The sequence below is a fragment of the Agromyces ramosus genome, from assembly GCF_004216665.1.
Lineage (GTDB): Bacteria > Actinomycetota > Actinomycetes > Actinomycetales > Microbacteriaceae > Agromyces > Agromyces ramosus.
Genome location: NZ_SGWY01000002.1, coordinates 621,027 through 639,556 on the forward strand (window position 1 = coordinate 621,027; position 18,530 = coordinate 639,556).

Consider the following 18,530-nt stretch of genomic DNA (forward strand, 5'->3'; position numbering starts at 1 on the left):
GTGGCGGGCGGCGCCGTCGCCAGGGTGCTCGTCGATTCACCGCTTCCCCAGCTCGACCAGCTCTTCGACTACGCGGTGCCCGAGCGCCTGCGCGCGACCGCCCGGCCCGGTGTCCGCGTGCGGATGCCGCTCCGAACGGGCGGCCGCATCGCCGACGGCTGGCTCGTGGAGCTCGCCGAGTCGAGCGAGTACGGCGGCGCCCTCAGCGAGCTCGAGGAGGTCGTCTCCGAGGTGCCGCTGCTGGTGCCCGAGGTGTGGGCCCTCGCTCGCGCCGTCGCCGATCGGGCCGCGGGCAACGCGAGCGACGTGCTGCGACTCGCGATCCCGAGCCGGTACGTGCGGGCGGAGCGGTCGTGGCTCGCCGCGCCGGGCGATCCCGGCACGCTGCCCGAGTCGCCGCCCCCGATCCACGGCTCCGCGTCCGGGCGGGTCGAGGCCGGCATCGCGCACGGCGAGCGGATGGCCATCGCCGCCGATCCGCGTCCGCTGCGGCTGCCGTCGGGGGAATGGGTCGGCGCCTGGGCTGTGACGCTCGCGCAGGCCGCCGCCCACGCCCTCGCCGCCGATCGCTCGGCGCTGCTCGTGGTGCCCGACTACCGCGACCAGGAGCAGCTCGAGGCGGTCCTCGCGGCATCCGTGGACCCTCGCCGCGTGCTGCGCACCGATGCGAGGCAGTCGGGAGGCGACCGGTACCGCGCCTTCCTCGATGCGACCCGCGACGACGCGCGCATCATCGTGGGCAACCGGTCGGCGATCTACGCGCCCGCGCCACGCCTCGGCCTCATCGCGATCTGGGACGATGGCGATCCACTGCTCAACGAGCCGCTCGCGCCCGGCGTCCACCCGCGCGACGCCGCCCTCGTGCGGCAGGAGCAGAGCGGGGCGGCGCTGCTGCTCGCCGCGCACACGCGCAGCGTCGAGGTGGCCCGGCTCGTCGAGATCGGCTGGGTGCACGACGTCGTCCCCGCGGGCCACGCCAAGCCGAAGGTCATCCCCACCGAGCAGCAGGCAGCCCTCGAGCCCGGATCCGCTCGCATCCCCTCCGCCGCATGGCGCCAGGCCCAGGAGGCGGTGCGCGAGGGACCGGTGCTCGTGCAGGTCGCACGACCGGGCAACGCGCCCGCCCTCGCCTGCGACCGGTGCCGGGAGCCCGCGCGATGCGTCGCGTGCGGCGGCGCCCTGGCGATTCCCCGCGACGGCGGCGAACCCCGTTGCGTGCTGTGCGGCACGAGTGCCGCCGCGTGGCGCTGCCCGGTGTGCGACGGCACGAAGCTCCGCGCGGTGACGGTCGGCGCGAGCCGCACCGCGGAGGAGCTCGGCCGTGCGTTCCCCAAGGCCCGGATCATCCTGTCCGACGGCGAGCGTCCCGTGCTGGCGGTCGGTCCCCAGCCCGCGCTCGTCGTCGCGACGCGCGGCGCCGAACCCATCGCCGACGGGGGGTACCGCGCGGTGCTGCTCCTCGACGGCGAGCGGATGCTCCTGCGTGAATCGCTGCGCGTCGCCGAGGACTGCCTGCGCTGGTGGTCGAACGCGACCGCCCTCGGCGCGCCCGGGGCCGCGGTGTTCCTGGTCGGCGTGGGCGGCGCCCTCGCCACCGCCCTCGCGACCTGGAAGCAGGGGGAGTGGGCGCGCGGCGAGCTCGCGACGCGCCGGGCGCTGCGGTTCCCGCCCGCCGTGCGGGTGGCGAGCATCACGTCGCCGCCGGCGGCGGTGGCCCGTGCGACGGACGCGGTGCGGGTGGTCGACGGGGTCGACGTGCTGGGACCGGCGGCCGTCGACGACGGACTCGAGCGTGCCATCGTCCGCTTCGACTACGCCGCGGGCGCTCGCGTCGCCCGCGAACTGCGTGCGGAGATGATCCGCGTGGCGACGGAGCGCCGTCGACCCGTGGCCGGGCGCGGGCCGCGGCGGCCCCCGGTGCTCCGGGTGCGGTTCGACGACCCCGAGGTTCCGTAGATCTCGGTGACAATGGAGTGTGCAGAAGCTCCGCCTCGTGTTCGCCGGGACCCCGTCCGCCGCCGTACCCTCCCTCGAACGCCTGGCGTCGGGCCCGCACGAGGTCGTCGCCGCGATCACTCGTCCTGCGGCGCCGCTCGGACGCAGGCGCGTGCTCACGCCGTCGCCGGTGGCGACGTCGGCGGTCGAACACGGCATCCCGGTGATCGAGGCGGCTCGACTCGGCGATGACGCGACGGGCCTGGTCGCCGACCTCGCACCCGATCTCGGCGTGATCGTCGCCTACGGCGGGCTGGTGCGCGAGCCGCTGCTCTCGACGCCCCGCCACGGCTGGATCAACCTGCACTTCTCGCTGCTCCCCGCGTGGCGGGGCGCCGCGCCGGTGCAGCACGCGCTCATCGCGGGCGACGCCCGCACCGGGGCATCCGTGTTCCGGCTCGTTCCCGAGCTCGATGCCGGCGACGTGTACGGCACGCGCTCGGTCGAGGTGGCGCCGGATGCCACGGCGGGCGTGCTGCTCGACGAGCTCGCCGTCGACGGCGCCGACCTGCTGGCCGAGGTGGTCGACGCGATCGCCGCGGGCACGGCGACCGCGACGCCGCAGGAGGGGGCGCCGACGTTCGCGCCGAAGCTCGGCATCGACGATGCGCGCCTCGACTGGACGGCACCCGCCGACGCGGTCCGCGATCGCTTCCGCGGCGTGACGCCCGAGCCGGGCGCATGGACGACCCTCGACGACCAGCGGCTCAAGGTGCTCGGGGTCGCCGTGGCGCCCGGGTCCCACCCGCTCGCCCCGGGGACCCTGCGGCTCGACGGCAGGCGCCTGCTCGTGGGCACCGGAACGGAACCGCTCGAGCTGGTGCGCGTGCAGCCGGCGGGGCGCACGGCGATGTCCGCGGCCGACTGGTGGCGGGGCGCCGGGCGCGACGGCGCGGTGGCGAGATGAGCGGGTCGTCGACGGACCGCGGCGCCGGGCGCCGCGACGGACGCGGTCGCAGCGGCGGGTCGCGCCCTGCGAGCGAGGAGCGCATCTCGCCGGCCCGTCTCGTCGCCTTCGAGGTGCTCGAGGCCGTGCGGGACGACGAGGCGTACGCGAACCTGCTGCTGCCGTCGCGCATCCGCCGTGCGGGTCTCGACCGGGCGGATGCCGCCTTCGCGACCGAGCTGACGTACGGCACGCTGCGCATGCAGGGCTACTACGACGAGGTGGTCGCCATCGCCGCGGGTCGTCCGACGAGCGCGATCGACCGGGCGGTGCTCGACGTGCTCCGGCTCGGCACCCACCAGCTCCTCGCGACCCGGGTGCCCACCCACGCCGCCGTGTACGAGCAGGTGGCGCTGGCCCGTCGGGTCGCCCCGAAGGCCGCCGGCTTCGCCAACGCGGTGCTGCGGACGATCTCCCGATCCTCGGCCGAGGCGTGGCGCGAACTCGTGGCCGAGGGGGCGAAGGGCGAGGACGATCGGCTCGCCCGACTCGAGAGCCATCCTCGATGGATCGTCCGCGCACTGCGGACCGCGCTGGCGCACGAGGGGCGCGGTGACGAGCTGACCCGGCTCCTCGAGGCCGACAACGCCTCGCCGCGCGTGAACCTCGCCGTGCTGCCGGGGCTCGGCGTCGAGGTCTCCGGCATCCCCGGCCTCGAATCCGATCGCTACTCGCCGATCGGCGCGGTCGCCGACGACCCCATCGGCGCTGCGGAGGCCTCGTCCGGACGCATCCGCGTGCAGGACGAGGGATCGCAGCTCGCCGCGCTCGCGCTGACGCGGGCGGCGCCCGTCCGCGCGGGGGAGCGATGGCTCGACCTGTGCGCGGGCCCGGGCGGCAAGACCGCGGTGCTCGCGGCCGAGGCGCGCACCTCGGGCGCCGTGCTGACCGCCAACGAGATGGTCCCCGCGCGCGCCGAGCTCGTGCGCAAGGCCCTCGCCGGGGTGCCGACGAGCGTCGACGTGCACGTCGGCGACGGCCGCGAGCTCCACCTCGACGCGCTCGGCGCGCCGGACGGCTTCGACCGCATCCTCCTCGACGCGCCCTGCACCGGGCTCGGTGCGCTTCGCCGGCGACCCGAGGCGCGCTGGCGCAAGTCGCCCTCGGACGTCGCCGACCTCACACGGCTGCAGGGGGAGCTGTTCGACGCCGCCGTGCGCGCGCTGGCGCCGGGCGGCATCCTCGCCTACGTCACGTGCTCGCCGCACACCGCCGAGACCCACGGCAGCCTCGCCGCCGCACTCGAGCGCTGGGAGGGCCTCGTCGACCAGCTCGACACGCATGCGGTGGTGCAGGGCCTGTCGCGGCATCCGCTCGACCTGGCCGGCGACGCCGAGACCGTGCAGCTGTGGCCGCACCGGCACGGCACCGACGCGATGTTCATCGCGCTCGTGCGTCGCATCGAGGCGGATGCCACGGACGCCCCCGACGCCGCTCGGTAGGCTGGCGGAATGACGACGCGGATCAACCCGAGCATCCTCGCTGCCGACTGGGCGAACCTCGAGCACGAGCTCGATCGCATCGCCTCGGCCGACCTCGTGCACGTCGACGTCATGGACAACCACTTCGTGCCCAACCTCACGTTCGGGCTGCAGATGGTCGAGCGCCTGCAGGAGGTCTCGCCCATCCCGCTCGACGTGCACCTCATGATCGACGACCCCGATCGCTGGGCGCCGGCCTACGCCGAGGCTGGCGCGTTCTCGGTCACGTTCCACGCCGAGGCGGCCGGCGAACCCGTGTCGCTGGCGCGACGGCTCCGCGAGATCGGCGCCCGCGCCGGCATCGCGCTCAAGCCCGGCACGGATGCCACGCCCTACCTCGACCTGCTGGCCGAGTTCGACCAGGTGCTCGTGATGACGGTCGAGCCCGGCTTCGGCGGTCAGTCGTTCATCCCCGAGACGATGCCGAAGCTGCGGCGGGTCGCCGACGCGGTGCGCAACGCCGGACTCGACGTGTGGCTGCAGGTCGACGGCGGCATCACGGCGGACACCATCGGGATCGCGGCCGAGGCCGGTGCGGACACGTTCGTGGCCGGGTCGGCGGTGTTCGGCGGAGACGTGCCCGCCGACCGCATCGCGTCGCTGCGCGACGCCGCGTCAGCGCACACGCACGCGCACCGGTAGCCTGAAGACGTGAAGACCTTCGACGACCTCTTCGTCGAGCTCAGCGACAAAGCCCGCACCCGCCCCGAGGGTTCCGGCACCGTGCGCGAGCTCGACGCCGGCGTGCACGCCATCGGCAAGAAGATCGTCGAGGAAGCGGCGGAGGTCTGGATGGCCGCCGAGTACCAGGGCGACGACGAGACCGCGGAGGAGATCTCGCAGCTGCTCTACCACCTGCAGGTGCTCATGCTCGCGAAGGGGCTCGCGCCGGCCGACGTGTACCGACATCTCTGATCACGCCATGAGTGACATGACCGATCAGCTCCGTCGACACGAAAGCCAGGGAATGCTCCGAATCGCCGTGCCCAACAAGGGATCGCTCGCCGAGACCGCCGCGCAGATGCTGTGGGAGGCGGGCTACAGCGGCCGTCGCGACCCGCGCGACCTGCACACCGCCGACCCCCGCAACGGGGTGGAGTTCTTCTACCTCCGTCCGCGGGACATCGCGACCTACGTGGGGTCGGGCGCACTCGACGTCGGCATCACCGGCCGCGACCTGCTGCTCGACTCCGGCTCGGATGCCGCGGAGATCGCGCCGCTCGGCTTCGGCGACTCCACGTTCCGGTTCGCCGGGCCCGACGGGCGGTTCACCGGGCTCGCCGACCTCGACGGCGTGCGCGTGGCGACGAGCTACCCGGGCCTCGTCGGCGACTTCCTCGCGGGCCACGGCGTCACGGCGAAGCTCGTGAAGCTCGACGGCGCCGTCGAGTCGGCCGTGCGGCTCGGCGTGGCGGATGCCGTCGCCGACGTGGTCTCCACGGGCTCCACGCTCCGCAAGGCGGGCCTCGAGATCTTCGGCCCCGTGATCCTCGAGTCCGAGGCCGTGCTGATCGGCTCGGGCGTCGAGCGTCCCGGTGCCGACACGCTCCTGCGCCGTCTGCAGGGCGTGCTCGTGGCCCGACAGTACGTGCTGCTCGACTACGACGTGCCCGTCGCGCACCTCGAGCGCGCCACCGAGGCCGCTCCGGGGTTCGAGTCGCCCACGGTCTCGCCGCTGCACGACCCCGAATGGGTGGCCGTGCGGGTGATGATCCCGCGCGTCGACATGAACCATGTGATGGACGAGCTGTACTCCCTCGGCGCGCGCGCGATCCTCGTGAGCGCGATCCACGCGGCACGGTTGTGAGGCGCGCATGTCCCTCGCCGTCCGCGTGATCCCGTGCCTCGACGTGGCCGCCGGCCGCGTCGTGAAGGGCGTGAACTTCCAGAACCTGCGCGACGCGGGCGACCCCGTGGCGCTGGCCGCGCGCTACTCCGACCAAGGCGCCGACGAGCTCACCTTCCTCGACGTCACGGCGACCGTCGACGACCGTTCGACGACGTACGACATGGTGCAGCGGGTCGCCGAGCAGGTCTTCATCCCCCTCACGGTGGGCGGCGGCGTGCGCTCCACCGACGACGTCGCACGCCTGCTGGGCCATGGCGCCGACAAGATCGGCGTCAACAGCGCCGCGATCGCGAGGCCTCAGCTCGTCGCCGAGATCGCCGACCGATTCGGCGCGCAGGTGCTCGTGCTGTCGCTCGACGTGAAGCGATCCGACCGCACGCCGTCCGGGTTCGTCGTGACGACGCACGGCGGCCGCACCGAGACCGACCTCGACGCCCTCGAATGGGCGCGCACGGCGATCGAGCTCGGCGCGGGAGAGCTGCTCGTCAACTCGATCGACGCCGACGGCACCAAGCAGGGCTTCGACCTCGAGCTGACCGCGCGCATGCGCGAGCTGTCCAGCGTGCCCGTGATCGCCTCGGGCGGGGCGGGCGGCGTCGGCGACTTCGCCCCGGCCATCGCCGCGGGCGCCGATGCCGTGCTCGCGGCATCCGTGTTCCACAACGGCGAGGTCACGATCGCCGAGGTCAAGGCGGCCCTCGCCGCCGATGGGAGGACCGTGCGATGAGCGAACCGGGCGACGAGGAGCTGGAGTTCGACGAGGAGGCCTGGACGGAGGGCGGGTCGCCGCTGGACCGGGCCGCGTTCAACGCCGACGGGCTGCTGCCCGCGATCATCCAGCAGTCGGGCACGGGCGAGGTGCTCATGCTCGGCTGGATGGACCGAGAGGCGATGCGACGCACCCTCACCGAGGGGCGCGTCACCTTCTGGTCGCGGTCGAGGCAGGAGTACTGGCGCAAGGGCGACACCTCCGGCCACGTGCAGTACGTGCGGGCCGCCGCGCTCGACTGCGACGCCGACACGCTGCTCGTGACCGTCGAGCAGGTCGGTGCGGCCTGCCACACGGGCACCCGCACGTGCTTCGACGGCGATCCGATCCAGGTCGCCCGGGGCGCCGCGCCCGCCCACTGACGACGCCGACCGACGACGAGGAGACCCGAGTGCCGTCCGCCACCACGAGCTTCGAGGATTTCACCGCGCTGCTGCCCGGCCGCCGCGTCGTGCCGGTCACGCGCGAGCTCTTCGCCGACGGCGAGACCCCCGTCGGCATCTACCGCAAGCTCGCCGAGGGTCGCCCCGGCACGTTCCTGCTCGAGTCCGCCGAGCAGGGCGGCATCTGGTCCCGATACTCGTTCGTGGGTGCCTCCTCGTACGGCGTGCTCACCGAGCGCGACGGCCGGGTCGAATGGCAGGACTACGGGCTGTCGGCCGAGCGCGCGCTGGGCGCCGCTGCCGCGCTCGCGCCGCTCGCCGCCCTCGAGGCGCTCTTCGAGCGGTGGCGCACGGAGGACGTCCCCGGCGCGCCGCCCCTCACGGGTGGACTCGTCGGGTTCATCGGGTGGGAGGCCATCCGCCAGATCGAGCACCTGCCCGACCGCCCGCCCGCCGACTACCGGATGCCCGGACAGGCGTTCTCGTTCGTCTCGGAGCTCGTGGTCATCGACCACCGCACCGGCACGGTGCAGCTCGTCGCCTCGGCGCTGCACGACGGCGACGACGCGCCCGAGTCCCTGTGGGTCGACGCCCAGGAGCGCCTCGACCGGATGCAGCGGCGGCTCGCGCGCCCGTCCGAGGCGTGGCTCGCCGAGATCGACCTGACGACGGCCGCCTCGCCGGCACATCGCACCGAGAAGGCCGACTTCCTCGCGGCGGTCGAACGCTCGAAGGAGTACATCCGCGAGGGCGACATCTTCCAGGTCGTGATCTCGCAGCGCTTCGAGCAGGAGGCGACGGCCGACCCCATCGACGTGTACCGCGTGCTGCGCAGCCTCAACCCGAGCCCCTACATGTACGTGCTGCACCTCGACGACCCCGCCGGCGAGCCGTACTGGATCGTCGGCTCCTCGCCCGAGGCCCTCGTGAAGGTGCAGGACGGCCGCGTGTTCACGCATCCGATCGCCGGCTCGAAGCCGCGCGGCGCCACGCCCGAGCAGGACGCCGACCTCGAGGCCGAGCTCGTCGCCGACCCCAAGGAGCAGGCCGAGCACCTCATGCTCGTCGACCTCGCCCGCAACGACCTGGCCAAGGTGTGCACGGCGGGCTCGGTCGAGGTCACCGAGTTCATGCGCGTGGAGCGGTTCAGCCACATCATGCACCTCGTCTCCTCCGTCGAGGGCGACCTCGCGCCCCACGCGAACGCCGTCGACGTGTTCCGCGCGACGTTCCCCGCCGGCACGCTGTCGGGTGCGCCGAAGCCGCGGGCACTCGAGATCATCGACGAGCTCGAACCGGCCCAGCGCGGCCTCTACGGCGGCGTCGTGGGCTACTTCGGCTTCGGGGGCGACGCCGACCTCGCGATCGCGATCCGCACGGCGACCATCTCGGGCGGCGTCGCCCGAGTGCAGGCGGGCGGCGGGCTCGTCGCCGACTCGGTGCCCGAGTCGGAGTTCCAGGAGTCGCAGAACAAGGCCGCGGCACCCCTGCGCGCCGTGGCCGTCGCCAACGCCATGCGGAGGGTCGAGTGAGGGCCGCGCGCATGAAGCTGCCGGTCATCGTCGCGACGATCGTCGGCTCGGCGCTCGCCCTGCTCTCCTGGAGCCAGACCTGGTTCGAGCTCGAGCTCGCGGATGCCTCGGCGCAGGGCGCCGGCGAGCCGATCGCCGTCCCCGGCAGCGTGGCGTCGCCCGCACTCGCCGCGCTCGGACTCGCCGGACTCGCCCTCGTCGCGGCGCTCGCGATCGCGGGTCCCGGCATCCGGATCGTGCTCGGCGTGCTCGAGGTCGTGCTCGGAGGGTGCGTGCTCCTGGCGACCGGCGTCTCGATCGGCGACCCGGTCGCCGCCGTCGCGCCCGCGGTGACGGATGCGACCGGCGTGTCCGGCTCGGGCCCGACCGCCGAGCTCGTGGCCGCCGCCGTCGCGACGGCGTGGCCCGTGGTCGCCCTCATCGGGGGAGTCCTGCTCGTGCTCGCCGGGATCGCGGTCCTCGTCACCGGCACCCGCTGGCCCACCTCGTCCCGCCGGTATCGCGCCGCGCGGCTCGCCGACATCGATGAGGTCGCCGGTCACGATGCGGGCGGGCGCGCGGCATCCGATCGCGCCATCGACGACTGGGACGAGCTGAGCCGTGGCGACGACCCGACGGCCGACGACGGCGCCGCGCCCGCCGACGAGGCGGCGGTCGAGTCGCCCCGGGACTCAACGCGTGACACCGGCGCGACCACGCCCGACGCCACCGCCCCGGCCCATGACGACCCGGTCGGCGGCGAGGGCCCGGGTGGTCCCAGCCGCTAGACTGGCCCCCGAAACCCCAGCAACGAAGGAGCATCATGAGCACTGAGCACGCAGATCCCGGCCACGGACACTCGCCCGCGGCATGGACCTCCGTCACGATCATGCTCATCGCGGTCACCATCGGCACGGTCGCGTTCTTCCTCGACGTGGTCTGGCTGGTCTGGGCCTCGGCGGCGCTCCTCCTCGTCGGCGCCGTCGTCGGCTGGGTCCTGGCCCGTGCGGGCTACGGCGTCGGCGGTGCGAAGGTCGCTGAGAAGGTGCACTGACGCGTGCTGTCCGAACTGACCGCGAACGCGGTCGCCGATTCGCTCGCACGCCGTGAGACGCGCTCCCTCGCCGAGGTGGAGCGCGCCGCCCTCGCGCGCCCGGCGCCGCTCGACGCCCTCGAGGCGCTGAAGCCCGCCGACCACGTCAAGGTCATCGCCGAGATCAAGCGGTCGAGCCCGTCACGCGGCGCGCTCGCGCAGATCGCCGACCCGGCCGCGCTCGCCCGCAGCTACGAGCTCGGCGGCGCGAGCGCCATCAGCGTGCTCACCGAGGGGCGCCGCTTCGGCGGATCCCTCGCCGACCTGGAGGAGGTGCGGGCCGCGGTCGCCCTGCCGGTGCTCCGCAAGGACTTCATCGCGACGCCCTACCAGGTGCTCGAGGCGCGCGCCGCGGGCGCCGACCTCGTCCTGCTGATCGTCGCGGCACTCGACGACGACACGCTGCGCGAGCTCTTCGACCTCATCGTGTCCCTCGGCATGACGCCCCTCGTCGAGACGCACTCCGCAGCGGAGCTCGACCGCGCGTCCGCGCTCGGCGCGCGCCTCATCGGCGTCAATGCCCGTGACCTGTCGAACTTCGAGCTCGATCGCGACCTCTTCGGCCGCCTGGCCGAGCGCTTCCCCGACCGCGCCATCCGCGTCGCGGAGTCGGCGGTGCTGTCCGCCGCCGACGTCGCCCACTACCGCGCGGCGGGCGCCGACGTGGTGCTCGTGGGCGAGGCGCTCGTCACGGGCGACCCGATTGCCAATCTTCGAGCCTTCCTGGCGGTGTGACATGGCGCTCAGAGCGCAGACCGGTCCGTACTTCGGCGACTTCGGGGGGCGCTTCGTGCCCGAATCCCTGGTCGCCGCCCTCGACGAGCTCGGCGAGGCCTACGACCTCGCCAAGCTCGATCCCGACTTCGGCGCCGAACTCGCCGAGCTGGGCCGCAGCTACACCGGCCGCCCCTCGATCATCACCGAGGTGCCGCGGTTCGCCAGGCACGCGGGCGACGCCCGCATCATCCTGAAGCGTGAAGACCTCAACCACACGGGCTCGCACAAGATCAACAACGTGCTCGGGCAGGCCCTGCTCACGAGGCGCATCGGCAAGTCGCGGGTCATCGCCGAGACGGGCGCCGGGCAGCACGGCGTCGCCACGGCGACCGCGGCCGCGCTCTTCGGCCTCGACTGCACGATCTACATGGGCGAGGTCGACACCGAGCGGCAGGCGCTCAACGTCGCCCGCATGCGGCTGCTGGGCGCCGAGGTCGTCGCGGTCACCGCCGGCTCGCGCACCCTCAAGGACGCGATCAACGAGGCCATGCGCGACTGGGTCACGAACGTGGCCACCACGAATTACATCTTCGGCACCGTCGCCGGTCCGCACCCGTTCCCCGAGATGGTGCGCGACTTCCAGAAGGTCATCGGCGAGGAGGCGCGCCAGCAGGTCATCGACCTCACCGGGGGGCTGCCGACGGCGGTCACGGCGTGCGTCGGCGGCGGCTCCAACGCCATCGGCATCTTCCACGCCTTCCTCGACGACACCGAGGTGGGCCTCTACGGGTTCGAGGCCGGCGGGGAGGGCGTCGACACCGAGCGCCACGCCGCGACCATCACGAAGGGCCGGCCGGGTGTCCTGCACGGCGCTCGCAGCTACCTGCTGCAGGACGAGGACGGCCAGACGATCGAATCGCACTCGATCTCGGCCGGACTCGACTATCCGGGCGTCGGTCCCGAGCACTCGTGGCTCGCCGCGATCGGCCGCGCCGAGTACCGCCCCGTCACGGATGCCGCCGCCATGGAGGCGCTGCGCCTGCTCACGCGCACCGAGGGCATCATCCCCGCGATCGAGTCGGCGCACGCGCTGGCGGGCACGATCGAGCTCGGCCGCGAGCTCGGATCCGACGCCACGATCCTCGTCAGCCTCTCGGGGCGCGGCGACAAGGACATGGACACCGCGGCGAAGTACTTCGAGCTCTACGACGAGGAGAACCCCAAGTGAGAACGGTGGGCCCCGTCATCCGGCGCCGCAACGAGGAGGCCGGGGGCGCGCTCATCGGCTACCTGCCGGTCGGGTTCCCGACCCTCGACGCGAGCGTCGAGGCGGCGGTCTCGCTCGTCGAGAACGGCGTCGACGTGCTCGAGCTCGGCCTGCCCTACTCCGACCCCGTCATGGACGGGCCCGTGATCCAGGCGGCGACCCAGCAGGCGCTCGCGAACGGGTTCCGCCTCGCCGACGGCTTCGAGGCGGTGCGTCGCATCACCGACCGCACGGATGCCCCGGTGCTGATCATGACCTACTGGAACCCCGTCGTGCAGTACGGCGTCGATCGGTTCGCCGACGACCTCGCCGCGGCCGGGGGAGCGGGGCTCATCACGCCCGACCTCATCCCCGACGAGGCGGCGGACTGGATGGCCGCCTCAGAGCGCACCGGCCTCGATCGCGTGTTCCTCGCGGCGCCGACCTCGACCGACGCGCGCATCCGCCAGGCCGTCGACGCGAGCCGCGGGTTCGTCTACGCCGTCTCGACGATGGGCATCACGGGGGCCCGCAGCGACGTCGACGTGGCGGCGCGCACGCTCGTCGCGCGACTCGCCGACGCCGGAGCACCCGCCAGCTGCGTCGGGCTCGGCATCTCGACCGCCGCGCAGGTCGCCGAGGTGCTCGAGTACGCCGACGGCGCGATCGTCGGCTCGGCGCTCGTGAAGGCCCTCGCCGACGGCGGGGTCGCCGCCGCCGGCGAGCTGGCGGCGGAGCTCGCGCGCGGCACGCGGCCGGAGTGAAGTACGCTGACTGAGGCCTGACGGCCGTCAGTCGCACGAGGAAAGGCAGCAGCCCGAGTGATCGCACCGCTCAGCATCCCGAGCCCGGACTACGAATGGCAGATCTGGGAGATCAACCTGTTCGGGTGGCAGCTCAACATCCACATGTACGCGCTGTGCATCCTGGTCGGGATCGTCCTCGCCGTCGTCATGACGTCCCGACGGCTGACCAGGCGCGGTGCGGAGCCGGGAGTCGTGCTCGACATCGCCCTGTGGGCGGTGCCGCTGGGCATCATCGGCGCCCGCATCTACCACGTGCTGACGCATCCCGACGACTACTTCTTCGAGGGCGCCAACGTCTGGAATCCGTTCCAACCCGGTGCGATCTGGAACATCTGGGAGGGCGGCAACGCCATCTACGGCGCCCTCATCGGCGGCGCGGTCGGCGCGTGGATCGGCTGCCGCATGACCGGCATCCGATTCTGGTCGTTCGCCGACGCGCTCGCGCCCGGCCTCCTGGTCGCGCAGGCGGCCGGACGCCTCGGCAACTGGTTCAACCACGAGCTCTTCGGCCTTCCCACCGACCTGCCGTGGGGCCTCGAGATCGAGTCGTCCAACCCGGCGTTCCCCGCCGGCCTGGCCGACGGCACGCTGTTCCACCCGACCTTCCTCTACGAGATCATCTGGAACCTCGCCGGTGCCGCGCTCATCATCCTCCTCGAGCGGAGGATCAACCTGCGATGGGGCAAGGCGTTCGCCGTCTACCTCATCTGGTACGGCCTCGGCCGGTCGTTCTTCGAGGCGATCCGCGTCGATCCGAGCGAGATGTTCCTCGGCGTCCGCGTGAACGTGTGGACGTCATGGGCGGCCGTGATCCTCGGCATCGTGCTCTTCCTCCTGCAGCGCCGCCGACACACGGGCGACGAGCCGACCCCGTACGTGCCCGGCCGTGAATGGAAGGGACCCGACGCTGAGGTAGACTCTGACGAAACCGAGTCCGACTCCGACTCTCTCGACGATGGCGTCGAGGGTGAGAACAGCACGGGCGAGACGGCAGCCACAAGCTCGAGCCGTTCTACCTCCGCGTAGCGCCCATACTCCACGTTCTCCGACGCGACGCCGCACCATGCGTCGCGACATCCCTTCGATGGGCCGACGACGTCCCCCGCTGCCTAACTAGTTGATGAGGACGGTCCACGTGTCGCTCACTCCACCCTTCTCGAGGTTCGGTCTCCTTCCTGACGCGCAGGGCATGTACGACCCCGCCGCCGAGAAGGACGCCTGCGGCCTCGCGATGGTCGCGACCCTCCGGGGCACCGCCGGACACGACATCATCACCGCGGCGCTCGACGCGCTGCGCCACCTCGAGCACCGCGGTGCGGTCGGCTCCGACGCCGGCACGGGCGACGGCGCGGGCATCATCACGCAGGTGCCCGACGCATTCCTGCGCGCCGTGGCCCCGTTCGCCCTGCCCGCCGCCGGAGCGTACGCCGTGGGCAACGCGTTCCTTCCCGTCGACCCCACCACCCGCTCGAGCGTCAAGCGCCGGTTCGCCCAGCTCGCGGCATCCGAGGGGCTCGACGTGATCGGATGGCGCGAGGTGCCCGTGCGCCCCGACGAGCTCGGCACGCTCGCCCGGGCCGCCATGCCCGTCGTGCAGCAGCTGTTCGTGCAGTCGGCCGCGACCACGTCGGACGGCGGCCGGCTCGACGGCCTCGCCCTCGACCGGCTGGCGTTCCGCCTGCGCAAGCGCGCCGAGCGCGAGCTCGAGCTCTACTTCGCGTCGCTGTCGTGCCGCACGCTCGTGTACAAGGGCATGGTCACGACCCTGCAGCTCGAGCCGTTCTACCCCGACCTGTCCGACGAGCGCTTCGCCTCGAAGCTCGCGCTCGTGCACTCCCGCTACTCCACCAACACGTTCCCGTCCTGGCCGCTGGCGCAGCCGTTCCGCATGATCGCGCACAACGGCGAGATCAACACGATCCAGGGCAACCGGAACTGGATGCGGGCCCGCCAGTCGCAGCTCGAGTCCGAGGTGCTCGGCGACCTCGCGCCGATCCTCCCGATCGTCACCCCCGGCGCGAGCGACTCCGCCTCGTTCGACGAGGTCGTGGAACTCCTCACGCTGTCGGGCCGCAGCCTGCCGCACGCCGTCATGATGATGGTGCCCGAGGCATGGGAGAACCAGACCGAGATCGACCCGGTCCGCCGGTCCTTCTACGAGTACCACTCGATGCTCATGGAGCCGTGGGACGGCCCGGCCGCGATCGTCTTCACCGACGGCTCGCTCGTCGGCGCGACCCTCGACCGCAACGGCCTGCGCCCCGGCCGCTACCTCGTCACCGACGACGGGCTCGTCGTCCTGGCGAGCGAGATCGGCGTGCTCGACATCGACCAGTCGAAGATCGTGCGCAAGGGGCGGCTGCAGCCGGGCCGCATGTTCCTCGTGGACACCGAGGCGGGCCGCCTCATCGAGGACGACGAGATCAAGGCCGAGCTCGCGGCATCCGAGCCGTGGGGCGACTGGCTCGACGCCGGGCGCATCCGCCTCTCCGAGCTGCCCGAGCGCGAGCACATCGTGCACCCGCCCGCGTCGGTGAACCGGCGCCAGCGCACCTTCGGGTACACCGAGGAGGAGGTGAAGATCCTCCTCACGCCGATGGCGAAGACCGGCCAGGAGCCGCTCGGCGCCATGGGATCCGACACCCCGATCGCGGTGCTGTCGGAGCGCCCGCGCCTGCTCTTCGACTACTTCACGCAGCAGTTCGCCCAGGTGACCAACCCGCCGCTCGACTCGATCCGCGAGGCCGTCGTCACGTCGCTCGGGTCGTCGCTCGGACCCGAGCGGAACCTGCTCACCGCCGGACCCGACCACGCCCGTCAGGTGTCGCTCGACTTCCCCGTGATCGACAACGACGAGCTCGCGAAGATCGTGCACATCGACCCCCGCGTGGGCGCGCGCACGACGAAGACCCTGAAGGGCCTCTACCGCGTCGACGACGGGCCCGAGGCGATGCGTGCACGCCTCGACGAGATGTGCGACGAGGTCGACGAGGCCATCGACGAGGGCGCGTCCTTCATCGTGCTCAGCGACCGCGACTCGAACAAGGACCTCGCGCCGATCCCGTCGCTCCTCATGCTCTCGGCGGTGCACCACCACCTCATCCGGTCGGAGACCCGCATGAAGGTCGGCCTCGTCGTGGAGGCGGGCGACGTGCGCGAGGTGCACCACGTCGCGCTCCTCGTCGGGTTCGGCGCCTCGGCCGTGAACCCCTACCTCGCCATGGAGAGCTGCGAGGACCTCGTGCGCTCGGGTGTCATCACCGGGGTCACGCCCGAGGAGGCCGTGCGCAACGTGATCAAGGCGCTCGGCAAGGGCGTGCTCAAGATCATGTCCAAGATGGGCATCTCCACGATCTCGTCGTACGCGGGGGCGCAGGCCTTCGAGGCCGTCGGCCTCTCGCAGGAGTTCATCGACGAGTACTTCACGGGCACGACCTCGAAGCTCGGCGGCGTCGGCATCGACGTCGTCGCGACCGAGAACCTGCACCGGCACCGTTTGGCCTATCCCGCGGACGCCGCCGTGCGCGCGCACGAGCGCCTCACCACCGGCGGCGAGTACCAGTGGCGCCGAGACGGCTCGCCGCACCTCTTCAACCCCGAGACGGTGTTCCGCCTGCAGCACTCGACCCGGAATCGGCGCTACGACGTCTTCCGCGAGTACACCTCGCTCGTCGACTCGCAGGCGCAGGAGCTCATGACGCTGCGCGGCATGTTCGCGCTCCGCACGGGGACGCGGCCGCCGCTGCCCATCGACGAGGTCGAGTCGGTGGAGTCGATCGTGAAGCGCTTCTCGACCGGGGCGATGAGCTACGGCTCGATCTCGAAGGAGGCGCACGAGTCGCTCGCCATCGCGATGAACCGGCTCGGTGCGAAGTCCAACACGGGAGAGGGCGGCGAGGACCTCGACCGCCTGCTCGACCCCGAACGGCGCAGCGCGATCAAGCAGGTCGCCTCGGGCCGGTTCGGCGTCACGAGCATGTACCTCACGCACGCCGATGACATCCAGATCAAGCTCGCGCAGGGCGCCAAGCCCGGCGAGGGCGGCCAGCTTCCGCCCACGAAGGTGTACCCGTGGGTCGCACGCACCCGGCACGCCACAGCCGGCGTCGGCCTCATCTCACCGCCGCCGCACCACGACATCTACTCGATCGAGGACCTGAAACAGCTCATCTTCGACCTGAAGCGGGCGAACCCCAGGGCGCGGGTGCACGTGAAGCTCGTGAGCCAGTCCGGCATCGGCGCGGTCGCCGCGGGCACCGCCAAGGCACTCGCCGACGTCATCCTCGTCTCGGGGCACGACGGCGGGACGGGCGCGAGCCCGTTGAACTCGCTGAAGCACGCGGGCACCCCGTGGGAGCTCGGCCTGGCCGAGACCCAGCAGACGCTCATGCTCAACGGCATGCGCGACCGCGTCGTCGTGCAGGTGGACGGGCAGCTGAAGACCGGTCGCGACGTCGTGATCGGCGCGCTGCTCGGCGCCGAGGAGTTCGGCTTCGCGACGGCGCCGCTCGTCGTGCAGGGTTGCGTCATGATGCGCGTCTGCCACCTCGACACGTGCCCGGTCGGCGTCGCCACCCAGAACCCCGAGCTCCGCAAGCGATTCACGGGCAAGCCCGAGTTCGTCGTGAACTTCTTCGAGTTCATCGCCCAGGAGGTGCGCGAGTACCTTGCCGAGCTCGGCTACCGGTCGCTCGACGAGGTCATCGGGCGCCGCGACCTGCTGGACATCGATCGCGCCGTCGCGCACTGGAAGGCCGCGGGCCTCGACCTGACCCCCGTGCTCGTCGGACCCGACTTCTCCGAATCCGAGCCGCGGCGCAACCTCCGCGAGCAGGACCACGAGCTCGACCGGCACTTCGACAACGAGCTGATCCGCCGCAGCGCGATCGTGCTCGAGGACGGCGGCTCGGTCGAGATCGAGCTGCCGATCAAGAACACCGAGCGTGCCGTCGGCACGATGCTCGGCCACGAGGTCACCGTGCGGCGCGGCGAGCACGGCCTGCCGCCCGGCTCGATCGACGTGACCCTCAGGGGCTCGGCCGGCCAGTCGTTCGGCGCCTTCCTGCCGAGCGGCATCACGCTGCGCCTCGAGGGCGACTCCAACGACTACGTCGGCAAGGGGCTCTCGGGTGGCCAGCTCGTGCTGCGTCCCTCGAAGGACAGCGGCTTCGTCGCCGAGCGGAACGTGATCGCGGGCAACGTCATCGGCTACGGCGCCACGCGCGGCAGCATGTTCATCCGCGGCATCGTCGGGGAGCGCTTCCTCGTGCGCAACTCCGGCGCCACGGCGGTCGTCGAGGGCGTGGGCGACCACGCGCTCGAGTACATGACCGGCGGGCTGGCGCTGATCCTCGGCGAGACCGGCCGCAACCTCGGCGCCGGCATGTCGGGCGGCACCGCCTACGTGCTCGGCCTGAGCGAGGGCCGCGTCAACCGCGAGTCCCTGGGCTCGGGCGAGCTCGAGCTGCATCCGCTCGGCAGCGCCGACCGCGAGATCGTGCGCGACCTGCTCGAGCAGCACCTCGAGACCACCGACTCGGATGTCGCGGCGCGCCTCCTCGCGGAGGGCGATCCCGCGCTCGATCGGTTCACCAAGGTGCTGCCGCGCGACTACGCTGCGGTGCTCCGCACGCGCCAGAGCGCCGTCGACGAGGGCCTCGACCCCGACGGCGACGTGGTGTGGACCAGGATCCTGGAGGTCACCGGTGGCTGAGCGGATGTCGAACCCCGACCG

The 18,530-nt window shown here is 72.5% G+C and carries 16 protein-coding genes; all 16 read left to right on the plus strand.

Features of this window, described 5'->3' with window-relative positions; genetic code table 11:
* Window positions 1-1,956, plus strand: a complete 1,956-nt coding sequence (locus EV187_RS09505; RefSeq protein ID WP_130352800.1) for a primosomal protein N' family DNA-binding protein — start codon at window positions 1-3, stop codon at window positions 1,954-1,956.
* 19 nt (window positions 1,957-1,975) lie between these two features.
* Complete coding sequence (gene fmt / locus EV187_RS09510) at window positions 1,976-2,902, plus strand: methionyl-tRNA formyltransferase (RefSeq protein ID WP_130352801.1); 927 nt, start codon at window positions 1,976-1,978, stop codon at window positions 2,900-2,902.
* Window positions 2,899-4,383, plus strand: a complete 1,485-nt coding sequence (locus EV187_RS09515; protein WP_130352802.1) for an RsmB/NOP family class I SAM-dependent RNA methyltransferase — start codon at window positions 2,899-2,901, stop codon at window positions 4,381-4,383. Before fmt ends, EV187_RS09515 begins: the two co-directional genes overlap by 4 nt.
* A 9-nt stretch (window positions 4,384-4,392) precedes the next feature.
* Window positions 4,393-5,064, plus strand: a complete 672-nt coding sequence (gene rpe, locus EV187_RS09520) for a ribulose-phosphate 3-epimerase (protein ID WP_130352803.1) — start codon at window positions 4,393-4,395, stop codon at window positions 5,062-5,064.
* A gap of 9 nt (window positions 5,065-5,073) precedes the next feature.
* Window positions 5,074-5,337, plus strand: coding sequence for a phosphoribosyl-ATP diphosphatase (locus EV187_RS09525; RefSeq protein WP_130352804.1), 264 nt, complete (start codon window positions 5,074-5,076; stop codon window positions 5,335-5,337).
* 52 nt (window positions 5,338-5,389) lie between these two features.
* Window positions 5,390-6,229 (plus strand): ATP phosphoribosyltransferase, encoded by an 840-nt coding sequence (gene hisG, locus EV187_RS09530; RefSeq protein ID WP_130352805.1) that lies wholly within the window; start codon window positions 5,390-5,392, stop codon window positions 6,227-6,229.
* 7 nt (window positions 6,230-6,236) lie between these two features.
* Window positions 6,237-6,998: an imidazole glycerol phosphate synthase subunit HisF gene (gene hisF, locus EV187_RS09535; RefSeq protein ID WP_130352806.1), complete on the plus strand. Its 762-nt coding sequence runs from the start codon at window positions 6,237-6,239 to the stop codon at window positions 6,996-6,998.
* Complete coding sequence (hisI, locus tag EV187_RS09540; protein ID WP_130352807.1) at window positions 6,995-7,402, plus strand: phosphoribosyl-AMP cyclohydrolase; 408 nt, start codon at window positions 6,995-6,997, stop codon at window positions 7,400-7,402. Before hisF ends, hisI begins: the two co-directional genes overlap by 4 nt.
* A 29-nt stretch (window positions 7,403-7,431) precedes the next feature.
* On the plus strand, window positions 7,432-8,955 hold the full coding sequence (locus tag EV187_RS09545) for an anthranilate synthase component I (RefSeq protein ID WP_130352808.1): 1,524 nt from the start codon (window positions 7,432-7,434) through the stop codon (window positions 8,953-8,955).
* A gap of 11 nt (window positions 8,956-8,966) precedes the next feature.
* A complete protein-coding gene (locus tag EV187_RS09550) occupies window positions 8,967-9,722 on the plus strand; it encodes a Trp biosynthesis-associated membrane protein (protein WP_130352809.1) in 756 nt (251 codons plus the stop codon).
* Between the two features lie 35 nt (window positions 9,723-9,757).
* Window positions 9,758-9,988 carry a DUF6704 family protein gene (locus tag EV187_RS09555; protein ID WP_130352810.1) on the plus strand — a complete coding sequence of 77 codons (231 nt, stop codon included), beginning with the start codon at window positions 9,758-9,760 and terminating at the stop codon, window positions 9,986-9,988.
* Window positions 9,989-9,991: 3 nt separating this feature from the next.
* A complete protein-coding gene (gene trpC, locus EV187_RS09560) occupies window positions 9,992-10,762 on the plus strand; it encodes an indole-3-glycerol phosphate synthase TrpC (RefSeq protein ID WP_130352811.1) in 771 nt (256 codons plus the stop codon).
* Window position 10,763: 1 nt separating this feature from the next.
* A complete protein-coding gene (gene trpB / locus EV187_RS09565) occupies window positions 10,764-11,972 on the plus strand; it encodes a tryptophan synthase subunit beta (protein WP_130352812.1) in 1,209 nt (402 codons plus the stop codon).
* Window positions 11,969-12,754 (plus strand): tryptophan synthase subunit alpha, encoded by a 786-nt coding sequence (gene trpA, locus EV187_RS09570; protein WP_130352813.1) that lies wholly within the window; start codon window positions 11,969-11,971, stop codon window positions 12,752-12,754. Before trpB ends, trpA begins: the two co-directional genes overlap by 4 nt.
* A 57-nt stretch (window positions 12,755-12,811) precedes the next feature.
* A complete protein-coding gene (gene lgt, locus EV187_RS09575) occupies window positions 12,812-13,822 on the plus strand; it encodes a prolipoprotein diacylglyceryl transferase (protein WP_130352814.1) in 1,011 nt (336 codons plus the stop codon).
* 94 nt (window positions 13,823-13,916) lie between these two features.
* Window positions 13,917-18,509, plus strand: a complete 4,593-nt coding sequence (gene gltB / locus EV187_RS09580) for a glutamate synthase large subunit (protein WP_130353271.1) — start codon at window positions 13,917-13,919, stop codon at window positions 18,507-18,509.
* Window positions 18,510-18,530 lie beyond the last annotated feature (21 nt).